This window comes from Lysinibacillus sp. KCTC 33748 (assembly GCF_002237755.1).
In the GTDB taxonomy this organism is placed as follows: Bacteria; Bacillota; Bacilli; order Bacillales_A; family Planococcaceae; genus Lysinibacillus.
The window spans coordinates 151,270-168,721 of the sequence record NZ_MWSJ01000002.1 but is presented as its reverse complement, the minus strand read 5'-3'; the positions used below and the strand labels follow the sequence as shown (position 1 = coordinate 168,721).

17 protein-coding genes, 1 pseudogene and 2 riboswitches are annotated in these 17,452 nt (G+C 37.2%); of the genes and pseudogenes, 4 read left to right on the top strand and 14 right to left on the bottom strand.

The features are described from left to right. Window positions 1-124: 124 nt before the first annotated feature. The 4 genes and pseudogenes from ribH to B1B04_RS03585 form a co-directional block, all read right to left on the bottom strand. Window positions 125-592 carry a 6,7-dimethyl-8-ribityllumazine synthase gene (ribH, locus tag B1B04_RS03600; RefSeq protein ID WP_079559965.1) on the bottom strand — a complete coding sequence of 156 codons (468 nt, stop codon included), beginning with the start codon at window positions 590-592 and terminating at the stop codon, window positions 125-127. A gap of 414 nt (window positions 593-1,006) precedes the next feature. Beyond that, on the bottom strand, window positions 1,007-1,642 hold the full coding sequence (gene ribB / locus B1B04_RS03595; RefSeq protein ID WP_276207736.1) for a 3,4-dihydroxy-2-butanone-4-phosphate synthase: 636 nt from the start codon (window positions 1,640-1,642) through the stop codon (window positions 1,007-1,009). Between the two features lie 11 nt (window positions 1,643-1,653). Then, window positions 1,654-2,292 carry a riboflavin synthase gene (gene ribE / locus B1B04_RS03590; RefSeq protein ID WP_079560353.1) on the bottom strand — a complete coding sequence of 213 codons (639 nt, stop codon included), beginning with the start codon at window positions 2,290-2,292 and terminating at the stop codon, window positions 1,654-1,656. 194 nt (window positions 2,293-2,486) lie between these two features. Beyond that, window positions 2,487-2,612: riboswitch (FMN riboswitch) on the bottom strand. 243 nt (window positions 2,613-2,855) lie between these two features. Next, window positions 2,856-2,981: riboswitch (FMN riboswitch) on the bottom strand. A gap of 195 nt (window positions 2,982-3,176) precedes the next feature. Continuing rightward, window positions 3,177-3,287 (bottom strand): annotated as a pseudogene (locus B1B04_RS03585) (SDR family oxidoreductase); the annotation flags it as partial. Between the two features lie 837 nt (window positions 3,288-4,124). On the opposite strand from B1B04_RS03585, the gene B1B04_RS03580 reads away from it, so the two are divergent. The 3 genes from B1B04_RS03580 (at window position 4,125) to B1B04_RS03570 (ending at window position 7,079) form a co-directional block, all read left to right on the top strand. Continuing rightward, window positions 4,125-5,264 carry a YibE/F family protein gene (locus B1B04_RS03580; RefSeq protein WP_079559963.1) on the top strand — a complete coding sequence of 380 codons (1,140 nt, stop codon included), beginning with the start codon at window positions 4,125-4,127 and terminating at the stop codon, window positions 5,262-5,264. Next, a complete protein-coding gene (locus B1B04_RS03575) occupies window positions 5,264-6,043 on the top strand; it encodes a YibE/F family protein (protein WP_079559962.1) in 780 nt (259 codons plus the stop codon). Before B1B04_RS03580 ends, B1B04_RS03575 begins: the two co-directional genes overlap by 1 nt. A gap of 418 nt (window positions 6,044-6,461) precedes the next feature. Next, window positions 6,462-7,079, top strand: coding sequence for an HAD-IA family hydrolase (locus tag B1B04_RS03570; RefSeq protein ID WP_079559961.1), 618 nt, complete (start codon window positions 6,462-6,464; stop codon window positions 7,077-7,079). A gap of 72 nt (window positions 7,080-7,151) precedes the next feature. Here the strand turns inward: B1B04_RS03570 and B1B04_RS26020 are convergent, their stop codons facing one another. From B1B04_RS26020 to B1B04_RS03555, 4 genes are all read right to left on the bottom strand, one after another. Next, the gene (locus B1B04_RS26020; protein ID WP_240518217.1) at window positions 7,152-7,427 is read right to left on the bottom strand and encodes a methyl-accepting chemotaxis protein; all 276 of its coding nucleotides are present in this window, start codon (window positions 7,425-7,427) and stop codon (window positions 7,152-7,154) included. Window positions 7,428-7,456: 29 nt separating this feature from the next. Further along, complete coding sequence (locus B1B04_RS26015) at window positions 7,457-7,930, bottom strand: hypothetical protein (RefSeq protein WP_240518184.1); 474 nt, start codon at window positions 7,928-7,930, stop codon at window positions 7,457-7,459. An 81-nt stretch (window positions 7,931-8,011) separates the two neighbouring features. Then, complete coding sequence (locus tag B1B04_RS03560) at window positions 8,012-9,004, bottom strand: VanW family protein (protein WP_079559960.1); 993 nt, start codon at window positions 9,002-9,004, stop codon at window positions 8,012-8,014. Window positions 9,005-9,087: 83 nt separating this feature from the next. Further along, window positions 9,088-9,729, bottom strand: coding sequence for a transmembrane-type terpene cyclase (locus tag B1B04_RS03555; protein WP_079559959.1), 642 nt, complete (start codon window positions 9,727-9,729; stop codon window positions 9,088-9,090). Window positions 9,730-9,889: 160 nt separating this feature from the next. Between B1B04_RS03555 and pgeF the strand changes: the two genes are divergently transcribed. Next, window positions 9,890-10,654 carry a peptidoglycan editing factor PgeF gene (gene pgeF / locus B1B04_RS03550; RefSeq protein ID WP_079559958.1) on the top strand — a complete coding sequence of 255 codons (765 nt, stop codon included), beginning with the start codon at window positions 9,890-9,892 and terminating at the stop codon, window positions 10,652-10,654. 123 nt (window positions 10,655-10,777) lie between these two features. Here pgeF and B1B04_RS03545 read toward each other — a convergent pair whose 3' ends face one another. The 6 genes from B1B04_RS03545 to B1B04_RS03520 all read right to left on the bottom strand — a co-directional run bounded on the left by B1B04_RS03545 (window position 10,778) and on the right by B1B04_RS03520 (window position 17,394). Continuing rightward, a complete protein-coding gene (locus B1B04_RS03545; protein WP_079559957.1) occupies window positions 10,778-12,142 on the bottom strand; it encodes an amino acid permease in 1,365 nt (454 codons plus the stop codon). A gap of 142 nt (window positions 12,143-12,284) precedes the next feature. After that, on the bottom strand, window positions 12,285-12,647 hold the full coding sequence (locus B1B04_RS03540; protein WP_170938887.1) for a hypothetical protein: 363 nt from the start codon (window positions 12,645-12,647) through the stop codon (window positions 12,285-12,287). A gap of 93 nt (window positions 12,648-12,740) precedes the next feature. Beyond that, entirely contained in the window at window positions 12,741-12,950 is a 210-nt protein-coding gene (locus B1B04_RS03535) for a hypothetical protein (protein WP_079559955.1), read from the bottom strand. A gap of 43 nt (window positions 12,951-12,993) precedes the next feature. Further along, complete coding sequence (locus tag B1B04_RS03530; RefSeq protein WP_079559954.1) at window positions 12,994-14,514, bottom strand: NCS1 family transporter; 1,521 nt, start codon at window positions 14,512-14,514, stop codon at window positions 12,994-12,996. A 236-nt stretch (window positions 14,515-14,750) separates the two neighbouring features. Next, window positions 14,751-16,013: an NAD-dependent dihydropyrimidine dehydrogenase subunit PreA gene (preA, locus tag B1B04_RS03525; RefSeq protein WP_079559953.1), complete on the bottom strand. Its 1,263-nt coding sequence runs from the start codon at window positions 16,011-16,013 to the stop codon at window positions 14,751-14,753. A gap of 13 nt (window positions 16,014-16,026) precedes the next feature. After that, window positions 16,027-17,394, bottom strand: coding sequence for an NAD(P)-dependent oxidoreductase (locus tag B1B04_RS03520; RefSeq protein WP_079559952.1), 1,368 nt, complete (start codon window positions 17,392-17,394; stop codon window positions 16,027-16,029). Between the last annotated feature and the right edge of the window lie 58 nt (window positions 17,395-17,452).

Below are 17,452 nucleotides of genomic sequence, written 5' to 3'. Positions count from 1 at the left end.
TAACATAAATACACTTACGGATATTTTCTCCATGCTTTTAAAAAATATTCAAGGAAATACGCTTTTTAAAATGCTTGTCAGAATAATTTAGCGTTAAAATTCCCACCCTATTATTAGGTAATATTTATCCAATCATCTTCTTTAAATTAGCCATTTCAATAGCAGACATTGCTGCGTCATAGCCTTTATTTCCTGATTTAGTCCCTGCGCGCTCAATTGCTTGTTCAATATTTTCAGTAGTAACAATGCCAAAAATAACAGGTACATTTGTAGTTAGCGACACATTTGCGATTCCTTTTGCTGATTCATTACATACATAATCATAATGTGTTGTTGAGCCACGAATAACCGTCCCTAATCCAATAATTACATCATATTTCTTTGTTTCTGCTAACTGTTTTGCGATGAATGGAACTTCAAATGCTCCAGGAACCCATGCTATGTCGATTGAATTCTCATCAACTCCATGACGCTTTAAACCATCTAATGCACCATCTAATAATTTACTTGTAATAAATTCGTTGAAACGACCTACTACTACTGCTATTTTTAAATCTGTACCAATTAATTGCGCTTCAAATGTTTTAACCATTTTTCTTTTCTCCTTTTTTATGGCTCATTACCATTTCGTGTGGTTGATTTCCGTTCCGGCTGGGTGCTTTGTTGTTGCTGTCGCTTTGCTTTCGCACAGATAAAACATTTGTTGCTGCCGCTTCGCTTTCGCGCTGAGCAGAGCTTCCTGGGGGTGTCCGATGACCCGCTTCACTCGCAAAGCTCGCTCCATGGTCTCGGGCCAACAGATATTTTTTGCGCGAAAGCGTAGTGCTAACGTAGCGTCAGCGGCACGATGTTGGTCACGAAGGCGTTATCACAGGATGTGATGGTCTTAGCCTTCGTTCCTCTATTTGCTAATCCCCAAGGAGTCGCCCAGTCGTAGCGAAGATCAACTATATACATGGTATACGTTTTAAAATGAACTTCCCCCAACTTTTGGTGATAAGCCTTTTTATATAGTCACTGTGTTTTCTTCCATTATTTGTTGACGATATGTTGCCAATGCTTCAATTGAAATCATTTTCAAATGATGTTGTGCTGCATATTTAACGAGATCATTAAAGCGTAGCATTTTGCCATCGTCGCCCATAATCTCACATATAACTCCGGCAGGAACGCTATTACAAAGCTTTGCCAAATCTATTGTAGCTTCCGTATGTCCCCTACGCTCTAATACTCCATTTTCCTTTGCTATTAGTGGGAATACATGGCCTGGTTTACGAAAATTCGCATCTTTTGCTTGTGGTTCGAGCATTTTCTGTATAGTCATTGCCCGTTCAAAGGCGCTAATTCCAGTTGTTGTGTCAACATGATCAATACTAACGGTAAATGCTGTTTGATGATTATCTGTATTCACACTAACCATAGGGTTTAATGCTAATTTTTGTGCGAGCTGCTGGGAAATGGGCGTACATATAAGACCTCTTCCATAGGTAGCCATAAAGTTAATCGTTTCAGGGGTCATAAATTCCGCAAGTGCTAGTAAGTCCCCTTCATTTTCCCGATCCTCGTCATCTACTACAATAATTATCTTTCCTCGCTTTAAATCCTCAATTGCTTCTTCAATCGAATGTAGCAATTTCGCCACCTCCTTGTTGATTAAAAACCGTTTTGTGCTAAGAAGCCTTTTGTAATGGTCGGCGGTTCCTGACCATACTTAAGTTGATGTAAAATGTATTTTCCTACTAAATCAGTTTCTATATTGACGAGATCACCAATTTTCTTCATACCTAAAATTGTTTCCTTGTACGTGTGGGGTATCAACGATACTGTGACACCGTTTTTCTCGACATGAAAGAGTGTTAAGCTCGTTCCGTCAATTGTGATGGAGCCCTTTGGAATACAGAAACTCGTTAACTCCTTTGATAGTTCTATATCAATATAGACTGCATTTGCTAACGGCCGCTTGCGTACTATTTTCCCTACTCCGTCTACATGCCCAGATACAAAATGACCACCGAATCGCCCATTCGCTGACATAGCGCGCTCTAAATTTACCGGATCTCCAATTGCGAGCTGCTGTAAATTTGTTGCCTTTACCGTTTCAGGCATGACATCCATCGTAAGCTCCTGTTCATTAAAAGATATGACTGTTAAACATACACCATTGACCGCTATACTATCCCCGAGCTTTACATCCTCTACCATTTTCTTCGAAATAACGGTAATTTTCATACTTTGTCGATCGCTTTGCAAGGTTTTTACGGTACCAATATCCTCAATAATTCCTGTAAACATTTTTTCACCCGCTTCTATTCTTTGGTTTAAGCTTAACTCTTCCACTTTTGGAGCCCTATGTACCTCCTCCCTCAATCAAAAATTTCTGTTCAAATAAAAAAACCCTTAGATTAAAGGGGTTTGGGAGTTCATATAAATAAGACGTCGACAAATAAACCTTAAGGATATTAAAATTTTCCATAGGCTACCATCTCATCGTTCTTCTCCCATCCAGACTATCACTGTCGGTTTTGGATTTGCACCAAATCAGCTTGCGCTCACGGACTTTGAATTACTTCATCACCGCCGATTGGGAATTTCACCCTACCCCGAAGAACTACTGCTATTCAATTTGTTAGCTAAATAATAAATCAACTTCGCCTTGGCGTAATTGTGTCCGGAGGCTTTAGGTCAGGCGTTTTCACAGGATGTGAAGTTCTTAGCCTGAGTTCCTCTATTTCGGTGGGTGTCTAAACGCCTACCGAAAGAAGATAAAAAAACTTCCCAACTTAAACGATGGGAAGTAGTTAAAAGCATAATCAAATAAACCTTATAAACTCAAGCGAATTTAAAAAGCTCTTACTTTTACCCTTCTCCCATCCAGACTATAACTGTCGGTTTTGGATTTGCACCAAATCAGCTTGCGCTCACGGACTTTGAATTGCTTCATCACCGCCGATTGGGAATTTCACCCTACCCTGAAGGATATTTTTATTTAGCTATTTCTTACGATAACACTATTTGATTTTATTATCCAGATAATTCTTAATAATTTTTTTCTCTAAATCAATTTCGTTGTCGTTGCATTTTCAATGTTACTACTTAAAATGAAGATATAAAAACAGCCACCACCTTTGGTCATTAATAAAGATCAAAGGTGTGGCTGTGCCAAAGAAAAATGAAATTTATACAGTCAAACTACCGTCAACAGAGACAGTAGCTCCAGCCATGAAGCTTACTTTATCTGAAGCTAAGAATAGGACCGCTTCTGCTACTTCTTCTGGTTCACCTTTGCGCCAAGACAGTGGATTGAAGCTAGACAATACAATTTGGACTTATCGCATGGATGCGATGATTTTAAGCTAACATCCTATATTGAACTCCTTTCCGATTCCATGACATCCGCCGGAAAAAAGTTAAAACACAAAGAAGACGCCGAAAGAACGGCGCCTTAAAAGTGCGAAAAAACCCTACAAATAGGGAAATATTTCTTATATTTCACAACGGAACGTAAAAAAGCGCCGGACAGAACCGGCGCTACAATGCGTAAATATATTTATACAAGATCATCAAAAATTATTGACTACAATTGTTAAAATAAGAAGGCAAAAGCTTCCGGAATCTGTTTTCGATATGAAATTTGCTTAAAAAAGGCAGACTTCCCCCTTTGACAGCAAATCTCCAAGCAATCTGTAAGATTTCACCTCTTTTTCTGTTAAGCCTTTTGCGAATACAGTTTTCATCACTTTTACCTCCTTGCGAATTCAATAGTTCTTACTAATCTCTCACAATATTATAAAGAACACAAATTCCTTCATCAAATTTTTATCCACTTAAATAGAAAAGGATGGTTTCTGCTATAATCAAGGACGAGCCGCTTTTCCGCTCCCAAGCAAAATTAAAACTCACATCAATGAATAACACTAATTTAATAATGCTATAACTAACTTAGGTCGCTAAAAAGCCATTAGCCGTATTATTTCATTAAGAAACTTCTTTTCAATTAGCACGTTCTTTATACATGGCACTTTTTTTACTCTGCTTGACAAAAAAATTATAGTAATATTGTGAGTCATTATTCGTGTCAACTCTAACAATGAACACAACGTATAGGATTAAATTCTCTTCCCTCAATGGAGGTTTTTTTATTGCAAAACATCTTGAAAAAAAAATCGTATAACAAAGTTATATTTTATACCTTTATTACTATTTGCTTCATCGTTTCTGTTTTTTTCGTTTATCACAACGAAGAATTTTATGATCGTCCAATTGCAGAAGTTATAAAAACGGAATTAACAGAATCGAATCCTGTAAAGGATATGTATGAAAATGATGATCATTTATCTACTCAGCTTATTACAGCTGTATTAAAAAATGGTGGAGAAAAGGGTAAGCTTATTCATTTTACAAATGAGTATTCAGCATCCGGAGCCTTCGATCAAGAGTATCAAGTTGGCAATAAATTATTTGTTTCCATTAAAGCAAGTACAGACAAGAATGGAGATTTAACTGGGACTATTTTAGACGTGAAACGTGATCAGTTCGTCTTAATAGTAGCGTGGATTTTTATTTTTGCATTGCTGATTGTTGGTAAAAGACAAGGATTATTTTCAATCATCAGTTTAATTGTAAACTCCCTTGTATTATCTTTCGCCTTGGATTTATATGTGCATTCAATTATAAATTTGATATTTATAAGTGGGGTATGTGTTCTTTTATTTACAATCATTTCTTTAATTCTCATTAACGGCTTGAATGAAAAAACATATGCAGCGATTGTTGCAACACTTTTAGGAACATTTATTTCGTTATTAATTAGCTTTTTAGTCCTGTGGGTTACATCCGAGAATGGGCTTCGATATGAAGAAATGCAATTTTTAACACGACCTTATCGAGTGATATTTATGGCTGGGTTATTTATTGGGGCACTAGGGGCTGTAATGGATGTCTCCATAACAATGGCTTCTTCTATGTTCGCATTATTTGAGCAAAACCAAGATATTTCTGACCAAGCTTTAAGAACTTCTGGAATGGATATCGGGAAAGACGTTATGGGAACGATTACAAGTATTTTGTTCTTCGTTTATATTTCTGGCTCAATTCCTATGTTAATTTTATATTTAAAAAATTCTTATCCATTAGGGCAAACACTTTCCATGAACCTTTCGTTAGAATTAGCTCGTGCCCTAGCAGGTGGGATTGGTGTTGTCTTAACGATTCCCATTAGTCTTTACACTTCTATTTTTTTCATTAATCGAAAGAGGGCAAAATAATGAATGTATTAGTATGGTTAACGACCATTTTATTCATATTGATGATCGTTATTGGTGGAAAAAAAGGAGTGAAATCTTTTCTATCTTTATTTTTAAACTTTGGGGTACTCTTTATTACTATTTTTTTAATGACCAATCCGAAGAATAGTCCAGTTTTATTAACGCTTATTGCCTGTACCGTCATAAGTTGGATTAGCCTATTTTTTATTAATGAAATGAATAGTAAAACGATGACCGCTTTTATTTCTACGATGATTACGATTGTAGTTTTATTACTTTTCATTGTTTTTGTAACGGAGAAATCAATGATTCGAGGATTTGGGGAAGAATCCGTTGAAGAAATTAACATATTCTCTCTTAATATTGGCGTCAATTTTGTACAAATTGGAGCTTCCGTTATTATTATGAGTACAATTGGTGCGATTTTGGATGTTGCCATTTCCATTGCCACTTCCATGCATGAGATTCTTCACCATAACCCGTTAATAAGCAGAAGAAAATTATTTACAACAGGTTTAAGCATTGGAAAGGACATTTTAGGTACAGATACAAATACATTATTTTTCGCTTTCTTTGGTGGATATTTAAGCTTGCTCATATGGTTTAAAGATTTATCTTATTCCATTAGCGAAATTATAAATTCTAAAATATTCGCCACCGAAATTATTATGATTTTTTGTGCAGGTATTGGAATCGCACTTATCATTCCTATTACTTCCTCTGTAAATGCCTATTATTTAATAAAAAAACGAAAAAAAACTGAAAATGCTTCATTATAGTCGTACCTGTCACCCAGCTTTAATACCAACGGGTGACAGGTACTTTTATGCCACCCCCACTCAAAATCAATAGAGGAACGAAGGCGTTATCACGTCCTGCGATAACGCCTTCATGACACCCTTTTGTTGTTGACACTATGCTTTCGCACAGACGAAAACCCTGTTGGCCCAAGTGGCTCATCGGACGCCTTCAGGAAGCTTTGCTCTGCGCGAAAGCGAAGCGTCAGCGTCAAAACGCCCAGTCGGAACGGAAATCAACCACACGTTATGATAATTTAATGAAAAAATTGCTCATCTAGAGTTATTTGTACTCCTCTGTTTCATATCCTGTATAATCATGTCATTTTTTTAAGTATAGGCAGTAACATTTTTAAATAAAAAACGTCTTTACAACTAGATTATAAAGGAGATAGTTTACATGAAATATATTATCTTTGATTTTGATGGAACATTGGCAGATTCTACGGCAGTGTTAGCATCAGCTTGGAATACAATTGCGCAAAAATATAAATTTAAAGGAATAGAGTTAAAGGAAATTGAATCATTAAAAAAATTATCTATAGCGGAACGAAGTAAATTATTTGACTTTCCTATGTATAAATTGCCGATGATTTTACCTCAATTTTATCGCTTATATCGTCAGTCATTAAATGATGTTCATCTTTATAACGGTATGAAGGAAGTCCTAATGGAAATTGATAAAAGGGGCTATAAAATACTTATCATTTCCTCCAATTCACAGGAGAACATTTTAGAATTTCTAAAAATGAACGGCATTCAATGTGTGTCAGATGTTCTTTGTTCAAACCGAATTTTTGGAAAGGATAAAGTGATTAAGAAATTTTTAAAGGACAAAAGCATTACACCATCAGAAGTTTTGTACATTGGTGATGAACAAAGAGATATCGCAGCCTGCAAAAAAGCGGGAGTGCCTATTATTTGGGTTGGTTGGGGATATGACTCTATTGAAATTGTACAACAAGAGGAGCCCGATTATAAAGTTGCTACACCACAAGAAATTTTGAATATTATTTAGACGAAGAGGATAATAGCGATTAATTTGCTATTATCCTTATCAATTATGCCTGGGCATAATTTCGTGAAGTTATTAAGCCTTTACTTCGCTTATATGCATTAATTTTTCTGCTGCGCTATTAATTCCATTATAAGCATCGGTTAATTCATGCATACTCACAGAAAATTGCTGGGTAAACGTTGCGATTTGATTTGCAGATTCATTGACTTGATCAATAGATTGTTTAATGCTTTCTAATTGGTTTGTAATGCTTTCGGCACTATCCGTACTACTTTGCGATATTTTCTGTATTTCAGATGCTACTACAGCAAAGCCCCTTCCATGTTCCCCTGAACGAGCAGCCTCGATAGAAGCATTTAATCCAAGAATTTTAGATTTTATAGCAAATCTTTTACTAAATTAACAATCGTATTGATTTGTTGAATATCGCCAGTCATTGATTCTGAAAACTTGGAAAGCTCCACCAAGCGATTGGATACATCTACACTTGCTACTGCTAACTCTTCATTCGTTGCAGTTATTTCTTCAACAGAACTCGAAAGCTCAGTTGCTAATAATCGCATCCCGTCCATTTTTTCATTCGAAATAATGGCACTTAACACACCGATTACTTTCTCACCATCAAAAATGGGCTGTGCAGATACAATATACGCCATTCTAAAATCTTCAGAACCTCGCTCTTCCCTCATAAACTTTCCTAGGCTTAGAGACTTTTCAGTTGTTGTTCCACGATACTTGGCTACAGGATCAGCAACTATAATGCAAGCATCTTCTGGGTATGTTACCTGGTAAAAATCGATAGAATCGCTTGTAGCTTTGGATGCATTATTTTTCCCCTTTTCCAATAACACGATTATACTGAAATTCCTCAATTTAACTACAGCATGACACCAAAAAAAAGACACCTTTAGCTTAAGTGTCTTTTAAAATTACTATGACTTTTTCAAGACTTCTACAAATTTTTCTGCTGTTCTTACCTCAACTGTAAGAGAATTTTTACTATAGTTAGCTTTTATTAAAAATGGTACATCACTAGTATTGTGGAATCTAAAATCTAAACCACCATAAGAAACAGTTGCGTCTCTTCCTTTTGGAACATACCCTACATCTAAAGAATGGTGATGACGTTCTACAAATTTTACAGGTATTTGATCAACTGCGTTAAACAAGGTAGAAGACGTTTGACAAATACCTCCCCCAATGCCCATCACAACCTTTTTGTTGATGATTTCTGGTGCGGGCTGATAACCATTCGCTTCGTCTCTAGGGCCAACTACTGTATTGAACGAGAAATAATCTCCACTTCCAACGATTACATTATTGATTGCCTTCGCAGAAAGCTCAATATTTTTATTTCTGCCTACATCATAGGTATTGAAGTAAGTTGTATAGGATGCAACAACTACGTTTTCTAACAAAGGAATATCTTCTAAATAATATCCGCTTTCAGTAATATAAAGAGGCATCTCCACTTTACCACCAATAGCTGATGCTTCTAATATTCTATCTACTAATTCACTTTCTTTTAAAACAATTAAAGGACTACCTTTCATTAGTTTTCCTTGATCGTCCAGCTTATCGAGTATCATACGCTTATCATAGCCTGCCGTTTTTTCATTCCCTCTCGCCAACTCTTTTGCTAATTGCTCAATTTGCTTTGTATACGATTGTTTATCACGTTCATAGCCCATTTCTTTCGGCGAAATTATTTGGATAATAGCTTTTGTAGAAGGGTCTACAATTTCAACAACGACAGATTCTGTTTGTTGTTGTTCAATGGCAACGGGCTTTTTTAAATCCTCAGCTTTTCTCTCTGACTCTTGAATTGGTTGTTCTTGCTTTTTCTCATCCGCAGATTTCACCTGACAGCCAACTAGCCCAATCGTACAAATAATACATAATGTGGTCATCCACTTCTTTTTCAAATAAAACACCTACCCTATCGTCATACTACAGAGACATCTTATTCGTGTATTGTTGATAGTGTGTTTCATTTCATCATTTTTATTTATTTTTGAAATGAAGGTGAATTAGCATATTTCACATAAAATCTATAAATTAATACGATATAAAGCCAATCATAAATAAGGGTCGCAAGCGAAATAACAGTAATCAACGGTGTTCTAAAATACATATAGAAACCAACTGCAGCAAACATCGTTCCAATCATTTTACAAACAGCGATGCCCATTGATTGGCCACTTAAGTTCCCTCTTTGTAAAAACAAAGCAATAAACAATCCTGACATCATCAAATTCTGTATAAATGCTGCATACTTGCCTGCTAGATCATTAAATTCATGCATTACTGCTAAAATCGTAAAAAAGCTTACTACTAGTGTGATCAAAAAAGATGAATAAAATATTTTCCTTGGAACTATCTTTTTATATTCCTTATGACCATAATGTAAAAATTGCATCATAATAAAAATGTCCAAAAGAAACCATGCAAACGTAATAATCCTTTGCAAGTCGTTTTGTGGATACATAAATGAAAAGATAAATTCCCATGAAATATTTGCACAAATTGCAACCATGGGCATCCCATATCGCTTATCCTGTAATCCTTGTTTGATGATTAGTATGTATGTAATAATCCAAAATAACCCCATTCCTAATTGACAAATCAGTAGGAATTTTTCTTGCGTCATGTATACAAACTCCTTCCTCTTAATAATGATTCTTCGATACTATATGTGAAAAAATCTATTATTTATGTCAAAGGTTTGTATAGCTAGGCTCTTAAAAATCTTAAGAGTAAGCGCCTATACATTCAGGAACCAATCATATATAGTAAAACGAGGTGATGATATGAAAACTAAAATTTATTTTGACAATGACCAATTTATCGCAGGCACTACTTTAAAAGATGATATTGAATTAGAACAAAACAATATGGCATTGCATACATGTGTACATGAAGCTGATGTGCTAGAAAATCGAAAAAAACTGGCAACTACTTTGCATTGTGACATACATGATTTTATTTGCACGCAACAAACACATAGTGCTAATTTCCATAAAGTCACGATTTCTGATAAAGGACTTGGCGCTGAAAAGATGGACAATGCCATTAGTAATACCGATGCACTTTATACAGTAGAACCAAATTTACTTTTATGTAGTTTTACAGCAGATTGTGTACCTGTCATTTTTTATAATGAAGTCAACGGTCTTATTGGTGTGGTACATTCAGGATGGCAAGGGACTGTCAAGGAAGTTACATTAAAGCTTTTCCAACATTTGATGAAACAGGAGCATTGTAGTCCTCAAGATTTTCACGTACAAATCGGTATGGCACTCAGTCAGCAAAAGTTTGAGGTGGATGCAGATGTTTATGAGAAATTCCACAATCTAGGCTATGCTGAAGACTTTATGTATTACAATGCAGAAACAAATAAATATCATATCGATAATCAACAAACTGTCAAAAAACAATGTGAGCTTGTAGGTATCCCTTCAAAGCAAATATTGATTGATTCAACGTGCACATTTCTCAGCCCAGATGGTTTTTCCTACCGCCAAGATAAACAGGCTGGCAGACATTTAAGCTTTATTATGCGAAAAGAACAATAATTGAAAGGGACAATCCAATTATTAATGGAGTGTCCCTTTTGTTGTATTGAAAAACAATATCTCTATCAAAAAAGTAAAAAGGATGTATCTCATAGTAGAGAAATACACCCTTTTAACATTTCATTATTTATTAACTGGACGATCTTTTCCAATTCTAAAAACATAATAGCTCATAATCACAAGAACTAAGAAAATAATTCCCACAATTAGAGAAACTCTCGTATCATCATTAATCCACATACCGATTAGCACCATTATTAAAAAGGCAATCGTTAAATAGTTTGTAAATGGTGTTAAAGGCATTTTGAATGGATGCTTGGAAAGTTGTTCACCTTTTATTTTTCTAAATCGTATTTGACTGATTAAAATAATAAACCATGGCACCATCCCTGGTAATACACTTGCACTGTACACATATACAAATAAATTTCCTGGCGCAACATAACTTAAAATAACGCCGATGAACAAACCAACTAGCACACCTGCTGTACCGAATATTGGAACACCATTTCTAGAAAGCTTCGCAAAAAATTTAGGTGCTTGTCCATTCATGGCAAGCGTATACAGCATACGTCCCGCACTATAAATTCCACTATTACAGCCTGACATTGCCGCTGTAATAACAACAAAATTAATAATTCCTGCCGCAGCGGTAATTCCAACCTTTGCAAAAGTTGCAACAAATGGGCTACCAATCGTACCTAATTCATCCCACGGATAAACTGTTACAATGACAAAGATTGCTCCGATATAAAATATTAAAATACGCCAAATAACACTTTGAATCGCATTCGTAATCGTTTTTTGAGGATTTTTCGCTTCTCCTGCAGTAATCCCAATAAGCTCAACACCTTGATAGGCTGCAACTACTAATGATAACGCAAAGAAGAAACCTGTCCAGCCGCCTGTAAAGAAACCTCCATGATTCCAAAGGTTCGATAATCCGATTGCCACGCCTTCATTACCAATCCCAAAGAAAATAAGCCCAAAGCCTGCAACAATCATTAAAACAATCGTTACAATTTTAATCATGGCAAACCAAAACTCAAATTCTCCAAAAGTTTTAACAGAAATAAAGTTGGCAACACCTAAAATAATCATAGCAATTAATCCTGGAATCCATGCCGGTAAATCAGGATACCAGTATTGCATATAAGTCCCTACCGCTATAATCTCTGACATCCCAACAATAACCCACTGAAACCAGTTACTCCACGCCGTTAAATAACCAGCTAATGGATGTATATATTTATAGCCAAATGTTGCAAAGGAACCTGTACTTGGCTCCATATAAAGCATTTCTCCCATTGCTCGCATAATGAAGAAAATAAATATTCCTGCTATACCATATGCAAGGAGCACGGAAGGCCCTGTCCACTGAATGGCACTAGCGGACCCCATAAACAAACCTACGCCAATAGTACCTCCAAGAGCAATCATTTGGATATGACGTGCATCTAATCCCCTATTTAACTCTTTATTTGCCACAAATTACGCCTCTTTTCAAAGTTCTTTCTACGATGAATTATTTTATAATAATAATAAATTCTGCAGAAAAACACAATTGTATTTTTAGGAAAAACATAAATTAAGGCAATACGACTAGGGTTCCGGGGGCATTTTGGAGGTACTATTCGTCGCTATTAGCTGTTCTATCATCGATTTTCGGGATTCTTTCCGTCGCTTTGAGGGTTCCATCCGTCACTTCGGCTGTTCTTTCCGCTTTGCCTGTTCTATCCGTCGCTTTGATGGTTCTTTCCGTCACTTCAGCTGTTCCTTCCGTCACTTCAGCTGTTCTTTCCGTCACTTCAGCTGTTCTTTCCGTCGCCTTGACTGTTCTATCCGTCACTTCGGCGGTTCTTTCCGCTTTGGCTGTTCTATCCATCAATTTGACGACTCTATCCACGATTTTGACGGTTCTATCCACGACTTCGGCTGTTCTATCCACGTTTTTGACGGATCTATCCACGACTTTTGCTGTTCTATCCACCAATAAACCAACTAACTTAGAGTGAAAACCTATTTTATTACGTAAAATAACTCTATTCCATCATGTAAGGCAATAAATGGAATAGAGTTATTTTTGTTATTGCAATAACGTCTGTTCTTGGAGCTTTGCAGAGAAGTATTTGCGTGCATCTGCTGTTAGAATTTGCATCAGAATAACTTCTTCTTGACGGGCAAATTCTACAAACATTCCACTTAGATTTTCATAAACATATTTGATTTTAAAGCCACTATCTAAATACTGATCTACTTTTTTTATTTCCTCTGTACTTTGTTGATGTTCTGACATGCAATCACCTCACCTTTTCTGTGAATATCTTGGTGTTTATTTTTTATTCAGCACCTTTGATTTCTAACAGCGGATCTGGTTGTTCAACGATGTCATCTTCATCTGGAACAACCGTTAGAGTTGGCATTTGTTGCTGCCCAAATAGTTCATCCAAATTGTGACCAGCTGTAATTCCTAAATATTTTGCATCACTTGGATCTTCAAGTTCAGCTTGAGGGTATTTTTTGAACCACCAATATTTCGCTAGTACATAATATACAAGTGCCCCTACAAAAAAGCCTACTAATGAAGAATAAGTGGAGAATATATTTGCTACTGCACCACCGATAATCCAAGCAATTAAACCAGCTAAGTTAAAGCCGTTCCAATATTTAAATTGGCCATCTAATTCATACAGTGCTTTTACATGCACTCGGCGCTTACGGATTAAATAATAATCAGCATATAAAATACCAACGATGGCTGTTAGAATTCCTCCGATAATTAAAAGTGCATTGACTAACACATCAAATAAACTCCAAGGCTGTGCTAGGATACCAATGATTCCTGCAATAACAACCCCAACCCAAAACGGCACTTTTGGACCACCAATATTTGAGAAGATCGTTGCCGCTGGAATAACATTTGCAGAGGTGTTAGTTGACCATTGTGCTAACACAATCATTAACAGTAAAATGCCTAAAATAAAGCCGCTTGCACTTTGCTGTAATGCATTGATTGGATCAGCTGAGGCAACAGCCATATAGCAAACCGCACCAATTGTCACAATGAAAGTATTTGTAATCGGCATAACTATTAACGAGCCAACCAGCTGTGTTTTATTGCGTTTGAACCAATTGCGTTCATTTTTTGGTGCTTTAAAGAAGCGTGAAAGTGAAGGCATGTCGGCTGCTAGCGTCGACCAAAAGCCCATATTTGCCATAATCACTACCATAAATGCAGTGAAGGCCGTGAAACCTGTTGTTGGCGCTTCCACCCACGTCCAAATATTTTTCCCTTGTGCTACCGCAGTATCTGCCAGTGTATAATACATCCAGCATGAAATTAAAATAATTACTGGTGCTGCCAAATCTGCAAAGCGTTCAATAGACTTAATACCTAGTGATGTATTAAATAACTGAAGTGCTGCAAAGACAATGAAACAAATAAACCAATTATTAAAATTAAAAAGTAAATTTAAAATACCGTTTATAGCTAATGCACCGAAATAAGTGTTCAGACCAAACCAACATGCAGCCGTTACACCGCGGACAAGTGACGGGATATGTGTGCCAAATGTACCGAATGGAGCACGCATATATACCGGGAATGATAAGCCATGTTCAATGCCTATATCACCAATTAACGTCATAAATACACCGATTAAACAAGAGCCAATCAACGTTGCTAAAATCACCATCGGCAACGGCAAGTTTATGATTGCCGAGCCACCAATTGCAAAAGCAGCTAATACAATTGCCATACCTATCCAAATTACTGCAAAACCAAATGTTCCAATATTTCTTTGTTGATGTGTCACTGGAAGTAAATCTGGGGATTTTAAATAATTCCCTTCACGTTCCATCTAATCTCTCCTTCTTTTATCAAATTTCCGTGACAACTTACATGAGGTTATTCATTCCTTCAACGACGCTAAAGGAAGATGGAATTTCAGTTATCTTCATTCGGCAAAGTACACCCACCTTAGAAGGTAATGAGATGAATAAAGATATGGCTCCATTTAGTTAGTGTCCCAGCACATACGAATGAAGATTTAGCCACCGAACACAATTACGCAAAGGCGAAATTGATTTTAGAGGTTTACTTAGATAGACTACTAATCAGAGTTTGACGTTCATTCCAAGTCATAGGTGGAACTGTAGATGGACGTTCAACCATTGTAATAGCACCCTCTGCAGGACATACAATTGAGCATAAATTACAACCTACACAGTCCTCTTCTCGAACTTTCAGCATCGGGCGACCATCTTCTGTATATAAATCGATACATTGATGCGATGTGTCCTCACATGCAATATGGCACTTGTTACAGTTAATGCAAACATCATTATTAATTTCAGCTACGATTTTATAGTTTAAATCTAAGTCGCCCCAATTAGAATATCTAGAAACTGAGCGACCTACTAAATCCATAACTGAGGCAATCCCTTTATCATCTAAATAGTTACCCAGTCCATCAATCATATCCTCAACGATACTAAAACCGTGATGCATCGCTGCTGTACAAACTTGTACGCCCGTTGCTCCCATTAATATAAACTCGGCAGCATCTTGCCAGTTGGAAATACCACCAATGCCCGAAATCGGAACATTGATTAATGGATTACGAGCACATTCTGCAACCATATTAAGTGCAATTGGTTTAACGGCAGGACCGCAATAGCCACCATGCGCACCCTTTCCTGCTACATGAGGCACTGTATTCCATGTATCTAAGTCAACACCCGCTAAGCTGTTAATCGTATTAATCATACTAATCGCATCTGCTCCACCTCTTGTGGCCGCTTCTGCTGTTACCGTTATGTCGGTAATGTTTGGCGTTAGCTTCACTATTACCGGTGTTTTTGCTGCCTCTTTCACCCAATACGTTTGCTTTTCCACCAATTCAGGTACTTGACCAGAGGCAGAGCCCATTCCTCGTTCTGCCATCCCATGTGGACACCCAAAGTTAAGCTCAAGACCATCAACACCCACATCTTCGACTCGTTTAACAATCTCATGCCATTTTTCTTGCTTTGGCTCCACCATTAAGGAAGCGATTATCGCGTGATCTGGAAACCTTTTCTTCGTTTCATAAATTTCTTTTAAATTTACCTCTAGCGGACGATCCGTAATCAGTTCAATATTATTGAAGCCCGCTACTCTTTGTCCGTTAAAGCTAACAGCTGCAAAGCGTGAAGAAACATTTAGAATCGGATCTCCCAACGTTTTCCAAACGGCACCGCCCCACCCCGCTTCAAATGCGCGTTGTACTTGATAGCCTGAATTCGTTGGTGGTGCTGATGCTAGCCAAAATGGGTTCGGCGATTTGATGCCCGCTAAGTCAATGCGTAAGTCTGCCATATTAGTTCCTCCCTTATGCAATCTCACTTGGTTTTCTTAAACGTTCATGGATCTTGTATGCTGCGTCTTTTCCTTGCTGTACAGCTGTTACAACCATCGCCTCGCCCTGGCCATTTCCGAAGACGACATCTCCACATGCAAATACTTGGTCATTCGAAGTTTGCATTGTCGTTTCATCAATATCGACAACGCCATTTGTATGCTGGAGCCCAAAAGCTTCAATCAGTGACACAAAACGTGTTTGCCCAATTGCCTTTATAACAGTATCCACTTCAATAATAAAATTGGAGCCCTCCACCTCTTCAGGCCTTTGTCGACCATCAGCACCCGCTTCACCGAGCTTCATTTTCACACATTCAATACCTACAACCTCATCTGACTCATTACCGACAATTTTTTTCGGTGCTGTCAGCCACTTAAACTCCACACCATCCTGCTTGGCAAATTCATATTCAAATTTGTACGCAGTCATTTCTTTTTGTGTTCTTCTGTAAAGAATTTGAACATTGTCAGCACCTAAACGCATTGCACATGTAGCACCATCAATCGCGGTATTACCAGCACCAATGACAGCTACTCGCTTCCCAACAATATCTTGTGTAAGCGGTCCCATTTTTGTCTTTCTGACAAACTCTATCGCATCATGTACACCTTCTAAGCCTTCTCCTTCAATGCCTAGATTCGGAACAGCTCCCATACCGACTGCTAAAATAACACTGTCGTATTGCTCCAAGATCTCTTCAGCAGAAATATCAACGCCGACAGTTGTGTTTGTTTTGATTTCTACGCCAAGCTTTTCAATCTGTTCAATTTCCCAATCAACGACTTCATTCGGTAAACGGAACGACACAATACCATAATTACCTAAACCACCAGCTTTTGCTTCAGCCTCATAGATTGTGACATGATAGCCAAAACGACTTAGTTCACGAGCAGCCGATAAACCAGCGGGACCTGCACCAATAATCGCTACCTTTTGCCCATTACTTTGCCCTTGCTTAAATAGCTGTGCATTCGTTTCCATTGCCCAATCTGTTGCATAGCGCTGTAGCTCTCCAATTTTAATTGGCTTTGTTGAGGAATTTAACACACACGCCCCTTCACATAACTCTTCCGTTGGACAAACCCTTGCACAGCTTGCACCAATTGGATTTGCTTCTAATATAGTCGTAGCAGAGCCCTTCATATTACCAGAAGCAATTTTTTTTATGAAATTTGGGATTTGAATACTCGTTGGACAAGCTTTAATACATGGTGCATCGTAGCAATAAAGGCAGCGATTTGATTCCTCAATTGCCTCATTCTTTGTCATCCTGCTAGTCAATTCCATAAAATTACGTTTTAACTGTTGGGACATTGTTTTTTCTTGATTCAGAACCATTTCCACATCCCCCTCATGTGTTCATTTTTTCCTTCAAAGAGCTAAATTCAACATTCAA

What these genes read in the sequence shown, in the direction of transcription:
- ribH (WP_079559965.1), bottom strand. Translation starts at nt 592, where the DNA reads ATGGTTAAAACATTTGAAGCGCAATTAATTGGTACAGATTTAAAAATA.
- B1B04_RS03570 (WP_079559961.1), top strand. Translation starts at nt 6,462, where the DNA reads ATGAAATATATTATCTTTGATTTTGATGGAACATTGGCAGATTCTACG.
- B1B04_RS03520 (WP_079559952.1), bottom strand. Translation starts at nt 17,394, where the DNA reads ATGGTTCTGAATCAAGAAAAAACAATGTCCCAACAGTTAAAACGTAAT.
- B1B04_RS03575 (WP_079559962.1), top strand. Translation starts at nt 5,264, where the DNA reads ATGAATGTATTAGTATGGTTAACGACCATTTTATTCATATTGATGATC.
- ribE (WP_079560353.1), bottom strand. Translation starts at nt 2,292, where the DNA reads ATGTTTACAGGAATTATTGAGGATATTGGTACCGTAAAAACCTTGCAA.
- B1B04_RS03530 (WP_079559954.1), bottom strand. Translation starts at nt 14,514, where the DNA reads ATGGAACGTGAAGGGAATTATTTAAAATCCCCAGATTTACTTCCAGTG.
- preA (WP_079559953.1), bottom strand. Translation starts at nt 16,013, where the DNA reads ATGGCAGACTTACGCATTGACTTAGCGGGCATCAAATCGCCGAACCCA.
- B1B04_RS03555 (WP_079559959.1), bottom strand. Translation starts at nt 9,729, where the DNA reads ATGACGCAAGAAAAATTCCTACTGATTTGTCAATTAGGAATGGGGTTA.
- B1B04_RS03535 (WP_079559955.1), bottom strand. Translation starts at nt 12,950, where the DNA reads ATGTCAGAACATCAACAAAGTACAGAGGAAATAAAAAAAGTAGATCAG.
- pgeF (WP_079559958.1), top strand. Translation starts at nt 9,890, where the DNA reads ATGAAAACTAAAATTTATTTTGACAATGACCAATTTATCGCAGGCACT.
- B1B04_RS03580 (WP_079559963.1), top strand. Translation starts at nt 4,125, where the DNA reads ATGGAGGTTTTTTTATTGCAAAACATCTTGAAAAAAAAATCGTATAAC.